18 protein-coding genes are annotated in these 20,966 nt (G+C 72.1%); 10 read left to right on the top strand and 8 right to left on the bottom strand.

Translation table 11 applies throughout. The annotated features are described in order from the left end of the window. The first annotated feature begins 12 nt into the window (after positions 1-12). Both IOD14_RS38255 and IOD14_RS38250 read left to right on the top strand, forming a co-directional pair. Positions 13-402 carry a hypothetical protein gene (locus tag IOD14_RS38255; RefSeq protein WP_212672710.1) on the top strand — a complete coding sequence of 130 codons (390 nt, stop codon included), beginning with the start codon at positions 13-15 and terminating at the stop codon, positions 400-402. Between the two features lie 110 nt (positions 403-512). Next, entirely contained in the window at positions 513-1,952 is a 1,440-nt protein-coding gene (locus IOD14_RS38250; protein WP_212672709.1) for a S28 family serine protease, read from the top strand. A 25-nt stretch (positions 1,953-1,977) separates the two neighbouring features. Here IOD14_RS38250 and IOD14_RS38245 read toward each other — a convergent pair whose 3' ends face one another. Continuing rightward, positions 1,978-2,619: a hypothetical protein gene (locus IOD14_RS38245; RefSeq protein ID WP_123989383.1), complete on the bottom strand. Its 642-nt coding sequence runs from the start codon at positions 2,617-2,619 to the stop codon at positions 1,978-1,980. Between the two features lie 131 nt (positions 2,620-2,750). Next, positions 2,751-4,535 (bottom strand): glycoside hydrolase family 3 protein, encoded by a 1,785-nt coding sequence (locus IOD14_RS38240; RefSeq protein ID WP_212672708.1) that lies wholly within the window; start codon positions 4,533-4,535, stop codon positions 2,751-2,753. A 357-nt stretch (positions 4,536-4,892) separates the two neighbouring features. On the opposite strand from IOD14_RS38240, the gene IOD14_RS38235 reads away from it, so the two are divergent. The 4 genes from IOD14_RS38235 to IOD14_RS38220 all read left to right on the top strand — a co-directional run bounded on the left by IOD14_RS38235 (position 4,893) and on the right by IOD14_RS38220 (position 8,728). Further along, positions 4,893-5,150 (top strand): hypothetical protein, encoded by a 258-nt coding sequence (locus IOD14_RS38235; RefSeq protein WP_212672707.1) that lies wholly within the window; start codon positions 4,893-4,895, stop codon positions 5,148-5,150. 61 nt (positions 5,151-5,211) lie between these two features. Next, the gene (aroA, locus tag IOD14_RS38230; RefSeq protein WP_212672706.1) at positions 5,212-6,477 is read left to right on the top strand and encodes a 3-phosphoshikimate 1-carboxyvinyltransferase; all 1,266 of its coding nucleotides are present in this window, start codon (positions 5,212-5,214) and stop codon (positions 6,475-6,477) included. Between the two features lie 7 nt (positions 6,478-6,484). Next, the gene (locus IOD14_RS38225; protein WP_212672705.1) at positions 6,485-7,126 is read left to right on the top strand and encodes a GNAT family protein; all 642 of its coding nucleotides are present in this window, start codon (positions 6,485-6,487) and stop codon (positions 7,124-7,126) included. 309 nt (positions 7,127-7,435) lie between these two features. Next, the gene (locus tag IOD14_RS38220) at positions 7,436-8,728 is read left to right on the top strand and encodes a cytochrome P450 (protein ID WP_212672704.1); all 1,293 of its coding nucleotides are present in this window, start codon (positions 7,436-7,438) and stop codon (positions 8,726-8,728) included. 3 nt (positions 8,729-8,731) lie between these two features. Here the strand turns inward: IOD14_RS38220 and IOD14_RS38215 are convergent, their stop codons facing one another. The 5 genes from IOD14_RS38215 to IOD14_RS38195 form a co-directional block, all read right to left on the bottom strand. Continuing rightward, positions 8,732-9,967, bottom strand: a complete 1,236-nt coding sequence (locus tag IOD14_RS38215; RefSeq protein ID WP_212672703.1) for an MFS transporter — start codon at positions 9,965-9,967, stop codon at positions 8,732-8,734. Between the two features lie 124 nt (positions 9,968-10,091). Further along, positions 10,092-10,892: a sugar phosphate isomerase/epimerase family protein gene (locus tag IOD14_RS38210; protein ID WP_212672702.1), complete on the bottom strand. Its 801-nt coding sequence runs from the start codon at positions 10,890-10,892 to the stop codon at positions 10,092-10,094. Between the two features lie 52 nt (positions 10,893-10,944). Further along, entirely contained in the window at positions 10,945-11,877 is a 933-nt protein-coding gene (locus IOD14_RS38205) for a bifunctional helix-turn-helix transcriptional regulator/GNAT family N-acetyltransferase (protein WP_212672701.1), read from the bottom strand. Positions 11,878-11,953: 76 nt separating this feature from the next. Further along, entirely contained in the window at positions 11,954-12,565 is a 612-nt protein-coding gene (locus IOD14_RS38200; protein ID WP_123992657.1) for a dihydrofolate reductase family protein, read from the bottom strand. Between the two features lie 235 nt (positions 12,566-12,800). Beyond that, positions 12,801-13,628: a DUF4253 domain-containing protein gene (locus IOD14_RS38195; protein ID WP_212672700.1), complete on the bottom strand. Its 828-nt coding sequence runs from the start codon at positions 13,626-13,628 to the stop codon at positions 12,801-12,803. A 283-nt stretch (positions 13,629-13,911) separates the two neighbouring features. Between IOD14_RS38195 and IOD14_RS38190 the strand changes: the two genes are divergently transcribed. Further along, a complete protein-coding gene (locus IOD14_RS38190; RefSeq protein WP_249126175.1) occupies positions 13,912-15,120 on the top strand; it encodes a 4-hydroxybenzoate 3-monooxygenase in 1,209 nt (402 codons plus the stop codon). 112 nt (positions 15,121-15,232) lie between these two features. Next, positions 15,233-16,948 (top strand): methyltransferase, encoded by a 1,716-nt coding sequence (locus tag IOD14_RS38185; protein WP_212672699.1) that lies wholly within the window; start codon positions 15,233-15,235, stop codon positions 16,946-16,948. A 377-nt stretch (positions 16,949-17,325) separates the two neighbouring features. Here IOD14_RS38185 and IOD14_RS38180 read toward each other — a convergent pair whose 3' ends face one another. Further along, on the bottom strand, positions 17,326-18,372 hold the full coding sequence (locus tag IOD14_RS38180; RefSeq protein WP_123989372.1) for a LacI family DNA-binding transcriptional regulator: 1,047 nt from the start codon (positions 18,370-18,372) through the stop codon (positions 17,326-17,328). A gap of 265 nt (positions 18,373-18,637) precedes the next feature. Between IOD14_RS38180 and IOD14_RS38175 the strand changes: the two genes are divergently transcribed. Both IOD14_RS38175 and IOD14_RS38170 read left to right on the top strand, forming a co-directional pair. Then, complete coding sequence (locus IOD14_RS38175) at positions 18,638-19,795, top strand: Gfo/Idh/MocA family oxidoreductase (protein ID WP_212672698.1); 1,158 nt, start codon at positions 18,638-18,640, stop codon at positions 19,793-19,795. Beyond that, complete coding sequence (locus IOD14_RS38170; protein WP_123989370.1) at positions 19,792-20,946, top strand: dihydrodipicolinate synthase family protein; 1,155 nt, start codon at positions 19,792-19,794, stop codon at positions 20,944-20,946. Before IOD14_RS38175 ends, IOD14_RS38170 begins: the two co-directional genes overlap by 4 nt. Positions 20,947-20,966 lie beyond the last annotated feature (20 nt).

Genomic DNA, 20,966 nt, shown 5'->3' with positions numbered 1-20,966 from the left:
GGAGGGACGGCAGTGAAGAGTGGAGCGATACGGCGGTTGGCGCAGGGGCTGGCGGTGACGGCTGCGGCCGGGATGCTGGCGGTCGCCGTACCGGGGCACGCGCATGCCGCGGCGACGTCGTGCGAGGGGCGCAAGGTCAGGTCGTTCCCGTTCGCCACCGGCACCGTGGAGGTGTACAAGCGGCGCGGTTACGTGTGCGCGATCACGCTTCCCAAGCGTCCCGGGGTCCGCCAGTACATGATGGTGAGCCTGCGGGCGTACGGGCTGCGGCCGGTCGAGGACGCCGACAAGTACAAGTACCGCGCCGGACCCGTCACCGTGCACGCCGGGCAGCGGAAGGTGTGGGTGAAGGGCCAGGTCGGCCGGGGCAAGTACGACTCCGAGGGCTGGATCCGGCTCTGACGCACAGATTTCTCACAGGGTTTTCCCCATCGAGGCGCCATCTCCCCTGGTGCGGACCGCACTTGCGCCGCTAGCGTCCGGCGCACATCTGTACTCACAGGGGAGGGTGCATGCGCAAGGCGCTCAGATGGCTTCTCACGCTGGTCGTGCTCATAGGCACGGTCGGCACGGCAGGGGCGGCCACCGCCGCCGAGCCGGAGGCCCATGGCACCGGTGCCACCGCCGACATCAAGGATCAGCTCCTCGCCATCCCGGGGATGAGCCTGATCGAGGAGAAGCCGTACACCGGTTACCGCTTCTTCGTCCTGAACTACACCCAGCCGGTCGACCACCGGCACCCGTCCAAGGGCACGTTCCAGCAGCGCATCACCGTGCTGCACAAGGACGTGAGCCGGCCGACGGTCTTCTTCACCGGCGGCTACAACGTCTCCACCACGCCTCGCCGCAGTGAGCCGACCCAGATCGTGGACGGCAACCAGGTCTCCATGGAGTACCGCTTCTTCACGCCCTCCAGGCCCAACCCGGCCGACTGGAGCAAGCTGGACATCTGGCAGGCCGCCAGCGACCAGCACCGCATCTTCAAGGCGCTGAAGAAGATCTACTCGAAGAACTGGATCTCCACGGGCGGCTCCAAGGGCGGCATGACCGCCACCTACTACGAGCGCTTCTACCCGCGGGACATGGACGGCGTCGTCGCCTACGTGGCCCCCAACGACGTGGTGAACAACGAGGACTCGGCCTACGACCGCTTCTTCGCGAAGGTCGGCACCAAGGAGTGCCGCGACCGGCTGAACGCGGTGCAGCGCGAGGCCCTGGTCCGACGCGAGCCGCTGGAGAAGAAGTACGCCGACTACGCGGCGGCGGAGGGCCTCACCTTCACCACCGTCGGCAGCCTCGACAAGGCGTACGAGGCCGTCGTGCTCGACTACGTCTGGGGCTTCTGGCAGTACAACCTGCTGGCCAACTGCGGTGACGACGAACTGATCCCGGCGGACGCCAAGACCGCGACCGACGACCAGATCTGGAACTCCATCGACACGATCTCCGGCTTCTCCGCCTACGCCGACCAGGGCCTGGAGACGTACACGCCGTACTACTACCAGGCGGCCACGCAGCTCGGCGCTCCGACGATCAAGTTCCCGCACATCGAGAAGAAGTACATCCGCTACGGCTACCAGCCGCCGCGCAACTTCGTCCCGCGCAGCATCCCGACGAAGTTCCAGCCGTACGCGATGCGGGACGTCGACACCTGGGTGCGCGGCAACGCCCGTCACATGCTCTACGTGTACGGCCAGAACGACCCGTGGGGCGCGGAGCGGTTCCGCGTCGACAAGGGGGCGAAGGACTCGTACGTGTTCACCGCGCCCGGCATGAACCACGGGGCCAACGTCGCCGGTCTGGTCGCCGACCAGAAGGCGTTCGCCACATCCAGGATCCTCACCTGGGCGGGCGTGTCCGCCACGGCCGTGACCGAGGCCAAGCCGCTCGCGAAGTTCGACAGGAAGCTGGACGTACGGGACGTGGAGCGGGAGCCCACCCTGCGTCCGTAGTCCGCTCGCCGCGCCCGGCCGGGTCTCACAACGGCCGGGCGCAGCCCACCGGCTGGGGGCCGCCGAGCTGCACGTACAGGGCCGTCGACAGGGGGCACCGGGCGCGCTCGGCGACCGCCTTCACCACCTTGTACTGCGGTTTCCGAGGGCCCTTGCCGTCGCACGCGGTCTCCCGGACCTGTCCGCTGCCCGAGCTGTACACGCAGTCGCCGACGATGGTCCGCGGCCCGCCCCCGCCGCCCGGGTCGCCGGGGTGCGGTGGCTGCAGGTTGCGCATGCAGGCGTAGCCCTGGGGCACCGCCCCGTCGCCGTCCTCGTCGGAGATCCGGCTCTGCTCACTGATGTGCAGCACGAAGTCGGTGGTCGCCGGGCACGGCGGACCGGCGGCCGGGGTGCCGTCGTGCCGGGCCACGACCCGTGCCGCCGCCCGCTCACTGGTGCACGGCACCTCGGTGAAGCTGGCCTTGCCGAAGGAACTGCACTCGTCCACCGCGAGGAAGACCGCGCCGAACCCGGAGGCCCGGGTCGCGGACGGCGGGACCGACGCCGGGGCACGGGACCCCTCGTCCGTCTGCCCACCTGCCGCCGACTGTGTGCACCCCGTCAGCAGGGCGGCGAGCAGCGTCAGCAGAACGCACACCACCCCCGTGGAAAACCTGTCGCGCATCGCAATCCCCCCGGATACCCCCGCGTCCAGCGTGACCGTCGCGGCGGGGCCACGCCAGACGTGTGGGGTCCTTTGCGCCTTTCGGGGGGGATGTGCGAGTTGCGAGTCGTACGGGAACTACGTCCCCCGCGCTATCGGCCGTACGACAGCCCGTACCCGACCGGGTACAGCGTCCGCGCCGGGTCCTCCGCCCGCTGCACCGGCACCGGCAGCCTCCCGCGCGGTGCCGCCTTCCCGGCGACGACCCGTGCCGCCGCCCGCAGTTCGACGTCGGTCCAGGAGTAGGACGCCAGGAAGGCCGGGACGGTGGGCAGCTGGGCCACGTCGTAGGGGTTGCGGATCGCGATCGCCACCACCGGCCTCCCGGTCGCCACGAGCTGCTCGACGAGCGTCTTCTGGGCGGCCGTGAGGTTGTACGTCCCCACGATCACCGCGTCCGCCTGCTGGGCCGCGGCGACCGCCTGGGCGACGGTGGCCGCCGAAGGGGCCGTACCGGTCGACAGGGCGGTGGCCGTGAAGCCCAGTTCGGTGAGGGCGGCGGCGAGGACCCCGGTGGGCGGGCCCGTCGTGCCGGACGGCGAGGCGGGGTCGGCGCCCACCACGAGCAGCTTGCGGTGGGTGCGCCGGGACAGGGGCAGCAGCCGCTTCTCGTTGACCAGCAGGGTCGTCGTGCGCTCGGCTACGCGGTCGGCGGCGGCGAGGTGGGCCGGGGTGCCGACGGTCCGCGTGACACCGCCCTGGCTGACGTACGGCTTCTCGAAGAGACCCAGTTTCGCCTTGAGCCGCAGGATGCGCAGGATCGACTCGTCGAGCCGTGCCTCGGTGAGCTCTCCGTCCCGCACGGCCCTCAGCACCGCGTTCCACGCCACGTCCAGGGAGGGCGGGTTGAGGAGCTGATCGACACCGGCCTTGAGGGCGAGGACGGGGACGCGGTCGTCGCCGTACTTGGTGCGGACGCCCTCCATGCCGAGGGAGTCGGTGACCACGACCCCGTCGTAGCCGAGTTCGCCGCGCAGGATGCCGGTGAGGATCGGGTGGGAGAGGGTCGCCGGGTCGCCGGAGTCGTCGAGGGCGGGGAACTGGATGTGCGCGGTCATGATCGAGTCGATGCCGGCGCGGATCGCGGCCCGGAAGGGCACGGCGTCCAGCTTCTCCCACAGTTCCCGGCTGTGGGTGATGACCGGGAAGCCGTAGTGGCTGTCGACGGCGGTGTCCCCGTGCCCCGGGAAGTGCTTGGCGGTCGCCGCGACTCCGGCGCCCTGGTACCCGGCGACCTCGGCGGCCACGAGCCCGGCGACGGCCGCGGGGTCGGCGCCGAACGAGCGGACGCCGATGACCGGGTTGGCCGGGTTGACGTTGACGTCGGCGACGGGCGAGTAGTTCTGCCGGATGCCGATGGCCCTGAGCTCCTGCCCGGCGACACGACCGAGGGTACGGGCGTCCGTGCGTGACCCGCCGGCGCCGATCGCCATGGCGCCCGGGAAGAGGGTGGCGGGCTCGCCGACCCGGCAGACGATCCCGTGCTCCTGGTCGGTGGAGATGACGACGGGCAGCCCGCGCGGCTGCTGGAGCGACGCCTTCTGGATGCCGTTGGAGAGGTCGGCGATCTGGTGCGGATCACGGGTGTTGTGCGCCCAGGTGAAGTAGATGATCCCGCCCACCCGGTACCTGGCGATCAGCTCGGCGGCCGTACGGACACCGATCTCCTTGAGGTTGGCGTCGATGTCGGCCTGATCGGGGGCGGTGGCGGAGTGGCCGTAGACCCGCATCACGAAGAGCTGGCCGACCTTCTCCTCGAGGGTCATGCGGGAGATGAGGGAGCGGAGCTTGTTGTCGTTCGCGTGGACGGGCCCGCTGACGGCGAGTGAGGCGGCGACGCCTGCCGTCGCGGCGAGGACGGTACGTCTGGAGGGCACGTGCGCTCCTTCCGGAGGTGATCCGCTGAAGGAAACTTCCGAGAAGTCACCAATAACCGGGAAGTTTCTGCCAGTCAAGGGAGTGCACAGTAACCGGAAGGGGCCGCCATCGGCGCTGTTGGAGGGGGGCGCGCCGATGACGGCGTGCTGCCGGCCGCAGTACGGAGGAGAGGGTTGGTCAGCGTTCGCAGCCAGCAGCGAGGCCGACGCCGCACCGCGGTGACTCTCCGGCAGCGTGCGGATTGGACGAGCGGGGCCGGGGCGGGGTTCCCGGCTCCGGCCCGATTTCTCCAAGTTGGGGAGGCCGGGGCCAACGGGACGGATGATGCCGCGACTTGTGCGGCGTAGGGTCGCCGCATGGGCTCGCTGCTGCCGCTCGTGATCGTCGTCGGTGCACTCGTCGTGGTGCTCGGTCTGTTCGCCGCCCTGGCCGGCCACGTCCGGCGACGGGGCACGGCCGATGGCGCCCTGCGCGGGGCGCTGGCCGCGCACGACGCGGCGTTCCACGGGACCGCGGCCGACTCGTACCACGAGATCCAGGTGCAGACCGACCGCAGGACGCCGCTGCCCGACGACCGGTGGAAGCGGGGGCCGCGCTCCGGGCGACGCGCCTGACCGGGGTCCATCCCGTGGACGGTCCGGCGTCGGGGGTGGCCTGCGGGCGATCATGCGGGGTATGCCCGTCGACACGCCTGCCCCGCAGACCCTCCTCCTGCCCGGCTCGAAGTCCGTCACCGCCCGCGCGCTCTTCCTGGCCGCCGCGGCCGACGGAGTGACCACCCTCGTACGCCCCCTGCGCTCGGACGACACGGAGGGCTTCGCCGAGGGCCTGGTACGGCTCGGCTACCGGGTCGGACGTACGCCGGACACCTGGCAGGTGGACGGCCGCCCGCAGGGACCGGCGGTGGCCGAGGCGGACGTGTACTGCCGTGACGGCGCGACGACCGCGCGCTTCCTGCCCACCCTGGCCGCGGCCGGCCACGGCACGTACCGCTTCGACGCCTCGCCCCAGATGCGCAGGCGCCCGCTGCTGCCGCTGTCGCGAGCACTGCGGGACCTCGGCGTGGACCTGCGCCACGAGGAGGCGGAGGGGCATCATCCGCTGACCGTGCGGGCGGCGGGCGTCGAGGGCGGGGAGGTCGTGCTGGACGCGGGCCAGTCCTCCCAGTACCTCACCGCGCTCCTGCTCCTCGGCCCCCTGACCCGCCGGGGCCTGCGCATCCGCGTCACGGACCTGGTGTCGGCGCCGTACGTCGAGATCACCCTCGCGATGATGCGGGCCTTCGGGGTGGAGGTGGCGAAGGAGGGCGACGTCTTCGTGGTCCCGCCGGGCGGTTACCGCGCCACGACCTACGCGATCGAGCCGGACGCGTCCACGGCGAGCTACTTCTTCGCCGCGGCGGCCGTGACCCCCGGCGCCGAGGTGACGGTGCCGGGTCTGGGCGCGGGCGCGCTCCAGGGCGACCTCGGTTTCGTGGACGTGCTGCGGCGGATGGGCGCGGACGTGTCCGTCGGCGCCGACTCCACCACGGTCCGCGGCACCGGCGAACTGCGCGGTCTGACGGTCAACATGCGGGACATCTCCGACACGATGCCGACGCTGGCGGCGATCGCCCCCTTCGCCTCCTCCCCGGTCCGCATCGAGGACGTGGCGAACACCCGGGTCAAGGAGTGCGACCGGCTGGAGGCCTGCGCGGAGAACCTGCGGCGGCTGGGCGTGCGGGTGTCGACGGGCCCGGACCGGATCGAGATCCACCCGGGGACCGCCGCTCCGGCCGGCACGGAGATCAGGACGTACGGCGACCACCGCATCGTCATGTCCTTCGCGGTCACCGGCCTGCGGGTCCCCGGAATCTCGTTCGACGACCCCGGATGCGTACGGAAGACTTTCCCCGGTTTCCATGAGGCCTTCGCCGAGCTGCGAAGGGGCATCGGGGGTTGAACGGGCGTTGAGTTTCCAGCTGGAAGGACCGGTCCTGGCAGGCGAGTTGGTGCGCCTGGAACCGCTGGACCACGCGCACACGGCGGACCTGGCCGTGGCGGCGGAGGAGAACCGCGGCACCTACGCGTTCACCTGGGTGCCGAGAGCCGACGAGGTCGGCGACTACGTCGACGCCCAGCTCGCGCGGGCGGCGGCGGGACGGCTGGCGCCGTACGCGCAGGTCTCGGTGGCCACCGGGCGGGCGGTGGGGGCCACGTCGTTCTGGGAGCCGCGCTGCTGGCGCTCGGACGACCGGCTCGACGCGATCGAGGTCGGGTTCACCTGGCTGGGAGCCTCGGCCCAGGGCACGGGCATCAACGCCGAGGCCAAGCTGCTGCTCTTCCGGCATGCCTTCGAGGTGTGGGGCGTCTCGCGGGTCGACCTGAAGACGGACGCCCGCAACGACCGCTCGCGGGCGGCGATCCAGAGCGTCGGCGCCCGCTTCGAGGGCGTCCTGCGCAACTGGTCCCGCTCCTGGGCCCCCGGCGAGGACGGACGGCTGCGGGACTCGGCGATCTTCTCCGTCACGGTGGAGGAATGGCCGGAGTGCCGGACCCGGCTGGAGCGGCGCGTGGCCGGATTTACGGCGTACGGCTCCGCCGACCGTTGAATATGGCGATTATTGCACCCTTGACCGGATCATGACCGCTGTATAGCCTCGCCGTGCCATAGATCTACTACGCCAGTTGTATGTCAGGGGGTGCATCGCTATGCGTAAGCTGATTCTTACGGGCGCACTGTTCGCTCGACTCACTCGCAAGGACCGACTCACGGCTCCGTACATGTACTACTGAGGGCCTGAGCGGTACCTGAAACAAGCCGGGGTGCGGAGATGTCCGCACCCCGGTGTTTCCTTGAGGGCGGCGACTGCGAATTCCGGACAGATGGGGGCGCAATGGCACTGCGTACGCTGGCCGAAATGCCGGGACCCGACGGCGGACGGGTTCTCGGAAACCTGACGGATTTCTCGGCGGACCCGCTGGGCTTCCTCACCCGGTGCGCCAGGGAGTACGGCGACGCGGTCAGGCTCAGTCCCGAGAACGTCCTGCTGGCGTCCCCCGAGGACGCCGTCCGCATGCTCGTCGACAGAGGGTCCGACTTCGTCAAGCAGGGCCCGGGGACCCGGCGCGCGGGCCGCCGGCAGTCGCTGCCGCTGTCCACCATGAGCAGCGACGGCGAGGACTGGAAGGCCCGCAGGGGCCGCATCCACGGCGCCTTCGGCCGTGAACTGTCGGCCGGCGCCGCCGCGGCCATGCCGGAACAGGCGGAGCGGATGCTCGCGTCCTGGCGTCCCGGTCAGGTGCGTGACCTGCAGCAGGACGTCTCCGTCGTCACCTTGCGCCTGGTCACCCGGCTGATGTTCGGCACGGAGTACACGGACGAGGAGATCGCGGACGTCGCCGGACTCGTCGCCCCCATCATGGAGCTGTCCACCTCGCCGGTGGTGCTGCCGGAGTGGGTGCCGACGCGGCCCAAGCTGAGGATCCGCCGTCACCTCAAGCGGGTCGTCCGGACTCTGGAGCAGGTCGCCTCCGCCCCGGCGGCCGGCGACCCCCGGGCGGCGCCCGTCCTGCACGCGTTGCTGCACGGCACCCCGGCACCGAGTCGGGACGAGATCCGTGACGAACTGGCCACCCTGCTGATGGCCGGATTCGAAACCACGAATGACGCCGTGGTGTGGGCGAGCGTATTGCTGGCCCGGCACCCCGAGGCCGCGGAACGCGTGCACCAGGAGGCCGGAAAGGCACTCGCGGAGGACCTGGGCGGAATGGCGCTGCTGAACGCGATGCCGTTCACCGACGCGGTGCTGAGGGAATCCCTCCGGTTGTATTCGCCCGTCTGGATAACCAGCCGTGACGCCCGGGTCGACGTGGAACTCGGTGACCATCTCATTCCGGCCGGTACCACGGTCACGGTGAGCCAGTGGGTGAATCACCGCGACCCGCGGTATTGGCGGGAGCCGGACGTATTCCTTCCGGAACGCTGGCTCGGGAAAGAGACGTCCGCCATTCCGCGCGGCTCCTATTTCCCCTTCGGCCTGGGCCCGCGCACCTGTGTGGGTGCCGCCCTGTCGACCGTCGAGAGCGTGCTCCTGCTGGGCGCCGTCTGGTCCGCCCACCGGCTACGCCTGAAGGATCCCGACGCCGTCCACCCGCGACCGGCACTCGCGCTGCAGCCCATGAACGCGGAGTTCGTCGTCGAGCGCTGGTGACGTTCACACCTCGTCCGCGGCCGGAACCCCCCGCAACTCCGGTGTGCTCGCCCCGACACAGCCCACCGCCGCCACACACATGAGGCCGCCCGCGATCAGTGCGGTCACCCCCGAGCTCCAGCCCGCGACCAGGCCGCCGCGCAGATTGCCGAGGTGCGGGCCCGCCTGGCCGACGATCGTCTCGGCGGCCGTGACCCGGCCGAGCAGGGCGTCGGGGGTGAGGGTCTGGACGATGGTCGTACGGGAGAGGACCGCGAGGGCGTCCGCCGCGCCGGCCAGCGCCAGGATGCCGAGGCCCGCCCACGCGCTGGTGGTCAGACCGAACACCGCGAGAGCCCCGCCCCAGGCCGCCGACGCGCACAGCATCACCGGGCCGGGACGGGCCAGGCGGGTGACCGGACCGGAGAAGACCGTCGCGGCGACACCGCCCACGGCCAGCGCGGACAGGAACAGCCCGAGCGTGCGCGGGTCGCCGCCGAAGCGCTCCTCGTTGACCAGCGGGAAGAGGCTCACCGGCATCGACAGCACGGTGGCGGCCAGATCGGTCAGCAGCGCGCCGCGCACCACCCGGTGGCCGGTCAGGAAACGCAGCCCGTCCAGGACGCCGTGCACCCCGGGGCGGGACTTCTCGCCCTCGGGCGGCAGCGCCGGCAGACCGTAGGCGCCGTAGAAGGACATCGTGAAGCTGAGGGTGTCCAGGAGGTAGCAGACGCCGATGCCCCACCAGCCGAGCACGACACCGGCGACGGCCGGGCCGACCAGCATCATCGCCTGGCCGGTGACCTGCTGGAGCGCGAGACCGGCGGCCACCTGCTCCCTGGGCAGCAGCCGCGGTACGAACACACCGGCGGCGGGCGCGCCGAGCGCGGCGAAGGAGGTCTGCGCCGCGACCAGCAGCAGGACGACGGCCACCGGCGCGTGCCCGGCGAAACCCTGCACGGCCAGCAGCAGGGAGCAGACCGCCGAGCCGACCGTGCCCGTGAGGTACACCCGGCGCCGGTCGGCCCGGTCGACCCACGCGCCCGCGAACAGGCTGACCCCCACCATCGGCACCGCCTGCGCGATGCCGACCGCGCCGCTCCAGACCGTGCTGTGGGTCATGTCCCAGACCTGGTACATGACGGTGACCATGGTCATGAAGGTGCCGAGCGTGGACACCGTGCGCCCGAACAGCAGCCGCCGGAAGACGGGTGAGGTGCGCAGCGGCCGTACATCGAGGAACGTACGGCTGAGGCTCATGACACGGGGAGCGGGAACGGGGCGGGCTGATGCACCCCGGGACGGTATCCGCCCGTCCCCGCCGGGGCCACCGGATTGATTACGGGTGGACGGATGATCGCGGTCGGACGGAACCGTCTCGCGCTCAGGCGGAGTCGTTCAGGAGCCGGGCCAGATGCTCGCGGCCCGCTCCCAGCAGCTCCTCCAGCGGCGCGGCAGCCTCGTACCAGCGCTTCTCGTACTCCCAGCACAGCCAGCCGTCCCAGCCGTGCCGGGAGAGGACCTCCACGCACTCGGCGAGTGGCAGGACACCGGTGCCGAGGCCGACCGGGGTGGTGTCCTCGGCCGAGGCGATGTCCTTGACCTGGACGTATCCGAGGTGCGGGGAGAGGGCCGCGTAGGTCTCGGAGGGCTGTTCGCCGCCGAGCCAGGTGTGCATGACGTCCCAGAGCGCGCCGACCTGGCGGTGCCCGACCGGACCGAGGATCTGGATCGCGTCGGCGCCGGTCCGGTGCGAGTCATGGGTCTCGAGGAGGATGCGCACGTCGAGGTCGCCGGCGTACTCCGCGGCCGTGCCGAGCCGCCGGGCGGCTGTGGCGTCGGCGTCCTCGCGGGACTGGTCGGAGGCGGCGCCGGGGAAGACGCGGACGTAGCCGGCGCCGAGATCGCGGGCGAGGTCGAGGAGGCGGTGGATCTCCTCCACGACGGGTTCGTCGTCGCCGGGCGCGGCCACCCGCGCGTACCCGGCGAGACCGAGGACCTCCACGCCCGCCGCCTTGAACTCGGCGACCGCGTCGGCCCGTTCGGCGAGCCCGATGCCGGGATGCACCGGCTCCTCCGGATGCGCGCGCAGTTCTACGCCGTGATAGCCGTACGTGGTCGCGAGCCGCAGCACGTCGGTGAGGGGCAGGCCGGGGACACCGAGGGTGGAGAACGCCAGTTTCATGCGCCCTACTCTCACCCGGGCGAGAGGGTGAGGTCCAGTCCGGCCGCCCCGCTCACCTGCCCGTGCCGGTCAGGTCGAGACGCCAGTCCTGGCCGTTCAGGTCCTTGCCGAAGGAGCGGTGGGGCTTCTCGGCGGCCAGCACGAAACCGTGGCGCTGGTAGACGCGGCGGGCGGCGGCGAGGACGTCGTTGGTCCACAGGACCAGGTCGCGGTAGCCGACACCGCGCGCGAAGTCGACGACGGCCGCCACCAGGCGGTCCCCGATGCCGAGCCCGCGCGCCTCCGGCTCGACGAGGAGCAGCCGCAGCCGGGCGGTCGCGGGGGCGTCGTCCCTGACGCACATCACGCACCCCACCGGACGCCCGTCCAGCTCGGCGATCCACACCCGCTCCAGATGCGGATCGTGATCCTCCGCGAAGTCGGCGACGATCCTCGCGACCAGGCCCTCGTAGTCGGCGTTGAAGCCGTACTCGGCGGCGTAGAGGGCCGCGTTGCGGGCCACGATCCAGCCGAGGTCACCCGGTCCCGGCTCGCGCAGCAGGACGTCCTCGCGGCGCGGCGGGCGTCCGTCGGACAGGAGGGTCCGAACGGTCCGCATCGCCTCGGAGAGCCGGGGCCGGTCGGCGGAGGGGACGGTAGCCAGGAGCGCCCCCACCGATTCGTCGGCCCGCTCGGCGAGCAGCGCGGCGATCTCCCGGCCGCGCGCGGTGAGCGTGACCCGGCGCCGGCGAGGATCACGGGCCGAGGCGGTGCGCTCGATCAGCCCGTCCTGCTCGAACTTGTTCAGGATCCGGCTCAAGTACCCCGCGTCCAGGGAGAGTTCCGTGCGCAGGTCGGCGGCGTCGGTGCGCGGGGAGTGCGCGAGCTCGTACAGGACACGGGACTCGGTGAGGGTGTACGGGGCGTACAGCCGGCGGCTGTAGTCGAGGGCGCCGATGACGTTCGTGTAGAAGCGGTTGAAGGCGCGGATGTCCTGGACGGTCATGGCGGTCGACCCCCGGATGCTTGACTCAGTCAGAGATATCGATGGACTGAGCGTAGGACGCCCGCGCCCCGCGCGGCTACCCCTGCGACTGATCGGCCTCGGGCGCGGGCCGGTAGACGCACACCTGCACGCCGGTCTTCCCGGTGACCGTGGACACCAGCTCGAACGGCCGCTTCGCCCCGTCCTCCGGGAAGATCGACTTGCCGCCGCCGAGCAGCACCGGCATCACGATGAGCTGGAGCTCGTCGACGAGTCCCTCGGCGATCAGCGTGCGGACGAGAGTGGGGCTGCCCATCATCGCCAGCTCGCCGCCCTCGGTCCCGCGCAGCGCACGGATCCGCTCCACGGCCTCGGAACCCGGGATCCGCTCGGTGTTGTTCCAGGTCAGCTCGGAGTCGTCGAGGGTGTCCGTCACGACGTACTTCTTCAGGGAGTTGAGCCGGTCCGCGAACGGATCCCCGGCCCGCTCGGGCCAGGCCCCCGCCATCGTCAGATAGGTCCGCCGCCCGTACAGCAGCGCCTCGGCCCGCTCCATGCCCTCGCTGAACGCCGGGCCGAGCACCTCCGGGTCGAAGTAGGGGTGCGACCAGCCACCGTGCGCGAAGCCTCCGTCGGTGTCCTCCTGGGGGCCGCCGGGTGCCTGTACGACGCCGTCCAGACTGATGAACTCACTGACCACGATGCGCATGGGACTCACTCCAGTTCCTTGGTCGGTTACGGCATTGCAGACCGGGGCGGGGGGCGAAACTCATCGGCGCGGGGGTGACCGGTCCCGGGTTCATCGGACCGGGTCCACGGGGCCTGGGCCAACCGCCACACGAACCCACCGGCACATGGCCCACCGGCACATGGCCCACCGGACCGGGACGCACCGGTGGGCCGAGCCTACGGTGACGACGCGGCCCCGGGAACTGCCGTGAAGGTCAGTCCCACCAGAACCGCCACTCCGTGCGCCCCACGAGGTCGCGCGCGTACTCCGGGAACGGCGTCGGCGGGTCGTCCACGATGTTGTCGGCGGTGGACAGCACATGCTCCAGCGCGAGCCGCTCCGCGTCCGCCGGGACAAGGGGCGGCCGGGCGACGGAGACATGCAGTTCGCCGCCGTACGCGGCCACGACCCGGGCCCCGAACCGGTCCTCCCAGCTCCGCAGCAGGGCGCCCAGCAGCGGCAGGGGACCGCCGTGGGACCAGCCCAGCACCGCCGGCACGTCGGCGGAGCGGCGGGCCGGGACCAGGGCGAGCGCCAAGGACGCCGCGAACGGCTCGCCGCGCAGCAGTTCGGCGACCGTACGGGCCGCGGCCGCCTCGGGGCCCGAGTCGCCTCCGCCCGAACCGCCGCCGTCCCCCGGACCACCGCTTCCCGGACCTGCGGGCGCGAGCCCCGGCCAGCTCTCGAACGGCGGCCCGGGGTCGTGCGGCCAGGCCTCCACGTCCTCCGGGGTGTCGTCGTCCACCGGTTCCGCGGAGCCGGGGTCCGACCAGTACGGCAGTCGCCGACGCCGGTACTCCGCGAAGTCGGCCGCGAGGACCTCCTCGAGCCGTACGGCGTCCGCGGCGGCCGGATCCGCGGGCCGTGCGGGGTCTGCTGGCCGGCACAGGTGCGGATGCAGCCCGGTGACGGCGGCCCGCCTCAGCAGATCCGGCCACAACTCCTCGATGTCGTCCGGCAGTTCGTCGGAGAACCAGACCTCCGTCGGACCCCGTTGCTCGAACCGCCCCGCGGGCAGCCCGTCGGGCAGCGAAAAGACCATGCCCGGACGATAGGGGCGGCCACTGACAACGGACGGTCCGAGGATCCGGCCGCCCCCGAGCCGGGGCAGGCGTCGGTGGGCCCCGGGCGGTCTCGGTCGGTGACCGTCGCTCCCCTCGAAGGGGTGAAACAGCCGTCGCGCGGCATGGGGACGGAGCCGGAACCGTCCCAGGTCATGGGCGGTAGGGCGCGTCAACCGCGCGGCCGGTCTGCCCATTCGGACCAATGCCCTGTATTCACCTGTTCTTCGCAACTTGCTTGAATCCTCCTTGATCGTCGAAGAGGTGGGGAGCAAGGTGGAAAAACGGTCCTCCGAGGGTGGGGCGACAGTACTGATCGTCGGTGCGGGACCCGCCGGGCTGGTGCTCGGCAACCTGTTGCTGGCGGCCGGCGTCGACTGCCTGATCGTGGAGCGGAGCAGCCGCGCACACGTCGAACGGCGGGCGCGCGCGGGCTTCCTGGCGGCCGACACGGTCCGCGTGCTCGTCGACAACGGCCTCGGCGCCGGTCTGCTGGCGCGCGGCCGGGCCCACGACACCTGCGTCTTCCGCACCGAACGCGGGGAGTTCGCCCTCCGGTACGGCGGTCTCGGCCGCCGCGAGGCCCACACCGTCTACCCGCAGCAGGACCTGGTGACCGACCTGGTGGCCGAGTTCCTGCGCCGCGGCGGTGACCTGCGGTTCGGGACGCCGGTGAGCGAGGTGGGCGGGCTGGACGGCGAGCGACCGTGGCTCGTGGCCCACGGCTCGCAGGGGCCGTACCGTCTGACGGGCCGGTACCTCGCGGGCTGCGACGGACGACACGGGGCGTGCCGACGGCAGGTCCCGGCGGCCGAGGTGCGCTCGCACCGGCGGCGGCACGGCGTGTCCTGGCTCGCGCTGCTCGTCGAGACACCCCCGTCGCTGCCCGCGGTCACCTACGCGGTGCACGAGCGCGGTTTCGCCGGGCACATGGCCCGCACCCCCTCCGTCACCCGCTACTACCTCCAGTGCGAGCCGGGCACGGACCCCGGTTCCTGGAGCGAGGCGGCCATCTGGGAGGAACTCGACCTGCGGATGCGGGCGGAACGATTCGGCCCGTTGCGCAGGGGACCCGTCCTGGAGCGTGCCGTCGTCGACCTGGAGTCCGACGTGCTGGACCCGATGCAGTACGGGCGGCTGTTCCTCGCGGGTGACGCGGCCGGCCTCATCAGCCCGTCGGCCGCCAAGGGCGCCAACCTCGCCGTCATGGCGGCCGAGACCCTGGCACGGGCGTTCACCGCAGCCGTCCGGGAGGGGGACGAAGGGCCGCTGGCCCGGTACTCGGCCACCTGTCTGCCGAGGATCTGGCGGGCCCAGGAGTTCTCGCACTGGATGATCGGCCTGCTGCACGCGCCCGGCGGGGACGACGAGGAGTCGCGCTTCCTCCGCGCCCTGCGCGACTCCCGCCTGGAGAGCCTGCGGACCTCACCCGTCCAGCAGCACTCCTTCGCCGACAACTACGTGGGCGTGTAGGGCACTTCAGGGCCCGCCCGCACCCGGACCCACCCCTCGCTCCTACCCTCTCGCTCCCACCCTCTCGCCCCCACCTCTCATTTCCGTCCCTCACCACTACCAGAGGACACCCATGCCCCTCGCGTCGGCACCGGAGCGCTCCCTCCCCCCGGCGGACCTCGACCGCATCGAGCAGGCGGCGGAGTTCGTCCGCAGGAACGACACGGCAAGCGCCCTCGACGCCCTGCTGCCGGCCCTGACCGCGCAGGAGCGGCAGGCGCTCGGCGGTCTGCTGCGGCTGGCCCACACCGCCCTGCTCGTCTTCCCCCGCACTCTCGCGGGCCTGCGCGAGGAACTCGCCGAACGGGGCCTGCGCGCGGGCGAGGCGACCCCGAGCGTGGTCGTCCGCGGCCGGCTCGCCCGGCGTCACGGCCGACCGGCCGGCACCCTGCCGGTCGGCATCCTCAGGACGGCGGTCCCGGACACCCCCGACGGACGCGGCGAGATCGAGATCTTCGCCCTGGAGGTGCCGGACGGTTCGGACCTCCAGGCCCTGGCGGCGGCCGAACGCGCGACCGGTCACGAGGCCCACATCGCGTTCGAGGTCGTGGCGCCCACGCCGGTGGTCCTGCACGGCCTGACGGCCCTGCTGCTCGACCGGGCCGGCGCCCTCGCCGACAGCGGTGGCCACAACCCGCACGAGAACTCCACCGTGCTCTACTTCCGCGCGGGCGAGCACCGCATCGAGCTCTACGTCCCCGGCCGGCACCCCGAACTCCTCGCCACCCACCTGCGCCGCTCGGCGGACCGGGGGACACCGGACCGTGCCGGGTCCGCCCCTGCCCCCGACGGCCCCCCGCGGGACCGTCTGCTGCATCTGATGACGGGGGCCTGGACCACGCAGGCGATCGCCGTGGCCGCCCGGCTCCGGCTCGCCGACCATCTGGACACCCGTCCCGGCGCCGACCTCGCCCTCCTCGCCGAACTGACCGGCAGCCACGCCGACAGCCTCGGCCGACTGCTGCGCTACCTCGCCGGGCTCGGCCTGGTGGCGGCCGACCCCGACGGCTCGTACCACCTGACGGAGCTGGGCGGACCGCTGCGCACCGGCGCCGAGGACTCCTTCCAGCCGCTCGCGCTCCTCTACGGCGGCCCGTTCTACCGCTCCTTCGGACGGCTCGCGCACTCCGTGCGGACCGGGGAGGAGGCGTTCGCGCGGGTCTTCGGCGAGCATCACTTCCCCTATTTCGCCCGTCACCCCGAACTCGCCGACCTCTTCGACCGGGCGATGGCGGCGAGCGCGCCGATGTTCGCCCCCGTGGCCGGGCTGGTGGACCTGTCCGCCCACCGGGTCGTGGTGGACGTCGCCGGCGGCAACGGCGAACTCCTCGGCCGGCTGCTGCGCGCGGCCCCGCACCTCAGCGGTGTCCTGCTGGAGCGGCCGCACGCCGTCGAGGCCGCGGAGAAGGCGTTCGCGGAGGCCGGCCTGGCCGACCGCTGCCGGTTCGTGGCCGGGGACTTCACGTCCGCGGTCCCCGGCGGCGGCGACCTGTACGTGCTGTCCCGGGTCCTCCACGACTGGGACGACAGCCGGTGCCTGGCGATCCTGCGCCGCTGCGCCGAGGCCATGACGTCCGGCGCCGAACTCCTGCTGGTGGAGCGGCTCCTGCCGGCGGACGCCCGCCTCTCCCTCGCCGTCGCCTGGGACCTGCACATGCTGTGCAACGTGGGCGGCCGCGAACGCACCGAGGAGCACTACCGCCAACTGCTGGACGAGGCAGGCTTCGACTTCGCCGCCTGCCACGAACTCCCTCTGCAGGCGGCGCTGATGAGATTCCGTCGGCGGTGACACCCGGGTGGTGAGCGCCTGTCGACACGAGCGGATGTGTGTGGGGGGCCGGGGGCAGCCCCCCGGCCTGCTCGGCCCACGCCCGCGCTCGGCCCACGCCCGCGCTCGGCCCACGCCTACGCTCTGCCAGCGCCTACGCCCGTACTCGGTCCTCGCCCACGCTGACGCCCGAGCTCAGCCCACAGCCGCGCTGACTGCCCCGTATTCGGCGCGCGCTGACGCCCGTACTCGGCCGTCGCCCACACTGACGCCCGTACTCGGCCCGCGGCCGCCCTGACCCCCGCGCTCAGCCCACAGCCGCGCTGACTGCCCCGCGCTCAGCCCACCCCCACGCCGACCCCCACGCCGACCCCCGAGCTCAGCCCACGGCCAACCCCTCAGCCCCGCGGTGCCCCCGAGGACCCCCGAACCATCAACTCGCCCCGCACCGTGGCGATCCCTCCCGGCGGCGGCTCCTCGCGTCCCATCGCGATGCGGCCCGCGCGGGCCCCCGCCTCGGCCAGCGGCAACCGCACGGTCGTCAGCGCGGGCACCGCGTCGATGCTGAACGGGAGGTCGTCGAACCCGGCGACGGACACGTCCTCCGGGATCCGCAGCCCGGAGTCCCGCAGGGCCGCGCACGCCCCCAGCGCGACGGAGTCGTTGGCCGCCACCACGGCCGTCAGCGACGGGTCCCGCCGCAGCAGCTCCAGCGTGGCCTCGTACCCGGACCGCCGGTCGTACCGCCCGTGGACCGTCCACCGGGGATCCTCCTCGATCCCGTGCGCCTCCAGCGCCGCCCGGTGTCCCTCCAGCCGGTGCCGGGTGGTCGTCCGCTCCTCGGGACCCGCGATGTACCCGAGGCGGCGGTGCCCGAGCCCGATGAGGTGTTCCGTCAGCTCGCGACCCCCGCCCCGGTTGTCGAAGGTCAGCGCGAACGCCCCTGTCTCCGGCGCCGGCGGCCGCCCGCACAGCACGATCCGCGTCCCCGCGTCCGCCAGCTTCCGCAGCTTCGCCGACATCGCCGCCTTGTGCGGCGCGTCCTCCACCGCCCCGCCCGTCAGGACCACCGCCGCCGCCCGCTGCCGCTGGAGCAGGGTCAGATACGTCAGCTCCCGCTCCGGAGAGCCCCCGGTGTTGCAGACGACCCCGAGCCGCTCGCCGCCCGCCCGCCCGCCCGGCCCGCCGATCTCGGACTGGATCGCACCGGCCATGATCCCGAAGAAGGGGTCGGCGATGTCGTTCACCAGAATCCCGACGAGATCCGACGTGGCGGCGGCCAGCGAGCTCGCCGGCCCGTTCAGCACGTAGTCCAGCTCGTCCACGGCCCGCAGTACCCGCTCACGGGTGGACGCGGCCACGGGGTAGTTCCCGTTCAGCACGCGCGACACCGTCGCGGGGGAGACCTGGGCGCGGGCCGCCACGTCCGCCAGGGTCACCGTCATCTCGTCGTCCTCCGGTCGCGCGCCGCAGCGCATCTCAGTCGTACTCCGTCGTACACGCGGGCATCCAGGGCCCGGTTCCGAGCCGACCTTAAGGCCATTACCCCCAGTTGTTCGCCCCCTCGAACAACTCACCCCGTTCGCGGTCTTGTCCAGACCGCTGCTGAGAGGCTAGCTTCTTCTTGAATAGAAAGCGCTTGCTGTAACGCTCATCAGTAGGGCGTGCGCGGCGCGCACAACCGCGTACGACTCCTGTGAAGGGAATGACGTGACACGCAAGACGGTGCGTATCGCCATGAACGGTGTGACGGGGCGCATGGGCTACCGCCAGCACCTCGTCCGCTCCATCCTCGCCATCCGCGAGCAGAGCGGCCTCGACCTCGGTGACGGCAACGTGCTGTGGCCCGAGCCGATCCTCGTGGGCCGCCGTGAGCACGCGCTGAAGGCCCTCGCCGAGCAGCACGGCCTGGACCCGGCGAACGTCTCCACCGACGTGGACGCGGTCCTCGCCGACCCGACCGTCGAGATCTACTTCGACGCCCAGGTGACCTCCGCGCGCGAGGAGGCCATCAAGAAGGCGATCGCCGCCGGCAAGCACATCTACACCGAGAAGCCCACCGCCACCGGTCTCGACGGCGCCCTGGAGCTGGCCCGCCTCGCCGAGGCGAAGGGCATCAAGCACGGCGTCGTCCAGGACAAGCTCTTCCTGCCGGGTCTGCTCAAGCTGAAGCGCCTCATCGACGGCGGCTTCTTCGGCCGGATCCTCTCGATCCGCGGCGAGTTCGGCTACTGGGTCTTCGAGGGCGACTGGCAGCAGGCCCAGCGTCCGAGCTGGAACTACCGGGCCGAGGACGGCGGTGGCATCGTTGTCGACATGTTCCCGCACTGGGAGTACGTGCTCCACGAGCTGTTCGGCCGTGTGAAGACCGTCCAGGCCCTCACCGCCACCCACATCCCGCAGCGCTGGGACGAGAACGACAAGCCCTACGACGCCACCGCCGACGACGCCGCCTACGGCATCTTCGAGCTCGACGGCGGCGCGATCGCCCAGATCAACTCCTCCTGGGCCGTCCGCGTCAACCGCGACGAGCTCGTCGAGTTCCAGGTCGACGGCACCGAGGGCTCCGCCGTCGCCGGTCTGCGCAACTGCCGCGTCCAGCACCGCTCCGCCACCCCGAAGCCGGTCTGGAACCCGGACATCCCCGCCACCGAGGTCTTCCGCGACCAGTGGCAGGAGGTCCCGGACAACGCCGAGTTCGACAACGGCTTCAAGGCCCAGTGGGAGCTCTTCCTCAAGCACGTCTACGCCGACGCCCCCTACCAGTGGGACCTCCTCGCCGGCGCCCGCGGTGTCCAGCTCGCCGAACTGGGCCTGAAGTCCTCGGCGGAGGGCCGCCGTCTCGACGTACCGGAGATCCAGCTGTGACGATCCGACTCCCCGACTTCCAGGGGGGCTTCAGGGCCTACGAGCCCCGCAAGGAACCCCTCGCCGCCACCCCCGGCACCCCCTTCACCTCCCGTACGGTCTTCTCGGCGGCGCATGTCGTCGCCGACCCGTTCGCCGACTCCACGCCGGACTCCCCGGCCGCCGTCGACTGGGACGCCACCCTCGCCTTCCGCCGACACCTGTGGTCGCACGGCCTCGGGGTCGCCGAGGCGATGGACACCGCCCAGCGCGGGATGGGCCTGGACTGGGCGGGCGCGGCCGAGCTGATCCGGCGCAGCGCCGCCGAGGCCAAGTCGGTCGGCGGCCTCATCGCCTGCGGAGTGGGCACCGACCAGCTCACCGGACCCGCGACCCTGGACGAGGTCCGGGCCGCCTACGAGGAGCAGCTCGCCCTCGTCGAGCAGTCCGGTGCCCGGGCCATCCTGATGGCCTCCCGCGCCCTCGCGGCGGCCGCCAAGGGCCCCGAGGACTACCTGGAGGTCTACGGCCACCTCCTGCGCCAGGCCGCCGAGCCGGTCGTCCTGCACTGGCTGGGCCCGATGTTCGACCCGGCCCTGGAGGGCTACTGGGGCTCGTCCGACCTGGACGCGGCGACCGACACCTTCCTGGAGGTCATCGCCGCCCACCCGGACAAGGTCGACGGCATCAAGGTCTCGCTCCTGGAGGCGCAGCGCGAGATCGACATCCGCCGCAGGCTCCCGCAGGGCGTGCGCTGCTACACCGGCGACGACTTCAACTACCCCGAGCTGATCGCGGGCGACGAGCAGGGCTTCTCCCACGCCCTGCTCGGCATCTTCGACCCGCTGGGCCCGCTCGCCGCCGAGGCGGTCCGGGTGCTGGACACCGGGGACGCCAAGGGCTTCCGCGAACTCCTCGACCCCACGGTCGAGTTGTCCCGGCACCTCTTCCAGGCGCCGACCCGCTTCTACAAGACGGGCGTGGTCTTCCTCGCCTGGCTGTCCGGCCACCAGTCGCACTTCACGATGGTCGGCGGGCTCCAGTCGGCCCGCTCCCTCCCGCACTTCGCGCGCGCCTACGAACTCGCCGACGGCCTGGGCCTGTTCCCGGACCCGAAGCTGGCCGAGGAGCGCATGAAGAACCTGCTGTCCCTGTACGGGGTGAACCAGTGACCGGCGACCTCTCCCGCTTC

Origin of the sequence: Streptomyces sp. A2-16 (assembly GCF_018128905.1) — a bacterium.
Taxonomy (GTDB): Bacteria; Actinomycetota; Actinomycetes; order Streptomycetales; family Streptomycetaceae; genus Streptomyces.
The sequence above is the reverse complement of the archived record's forward strand: the minus strand, read 5'-3'. Positions and strand labels throughout refer to the sequence as shown.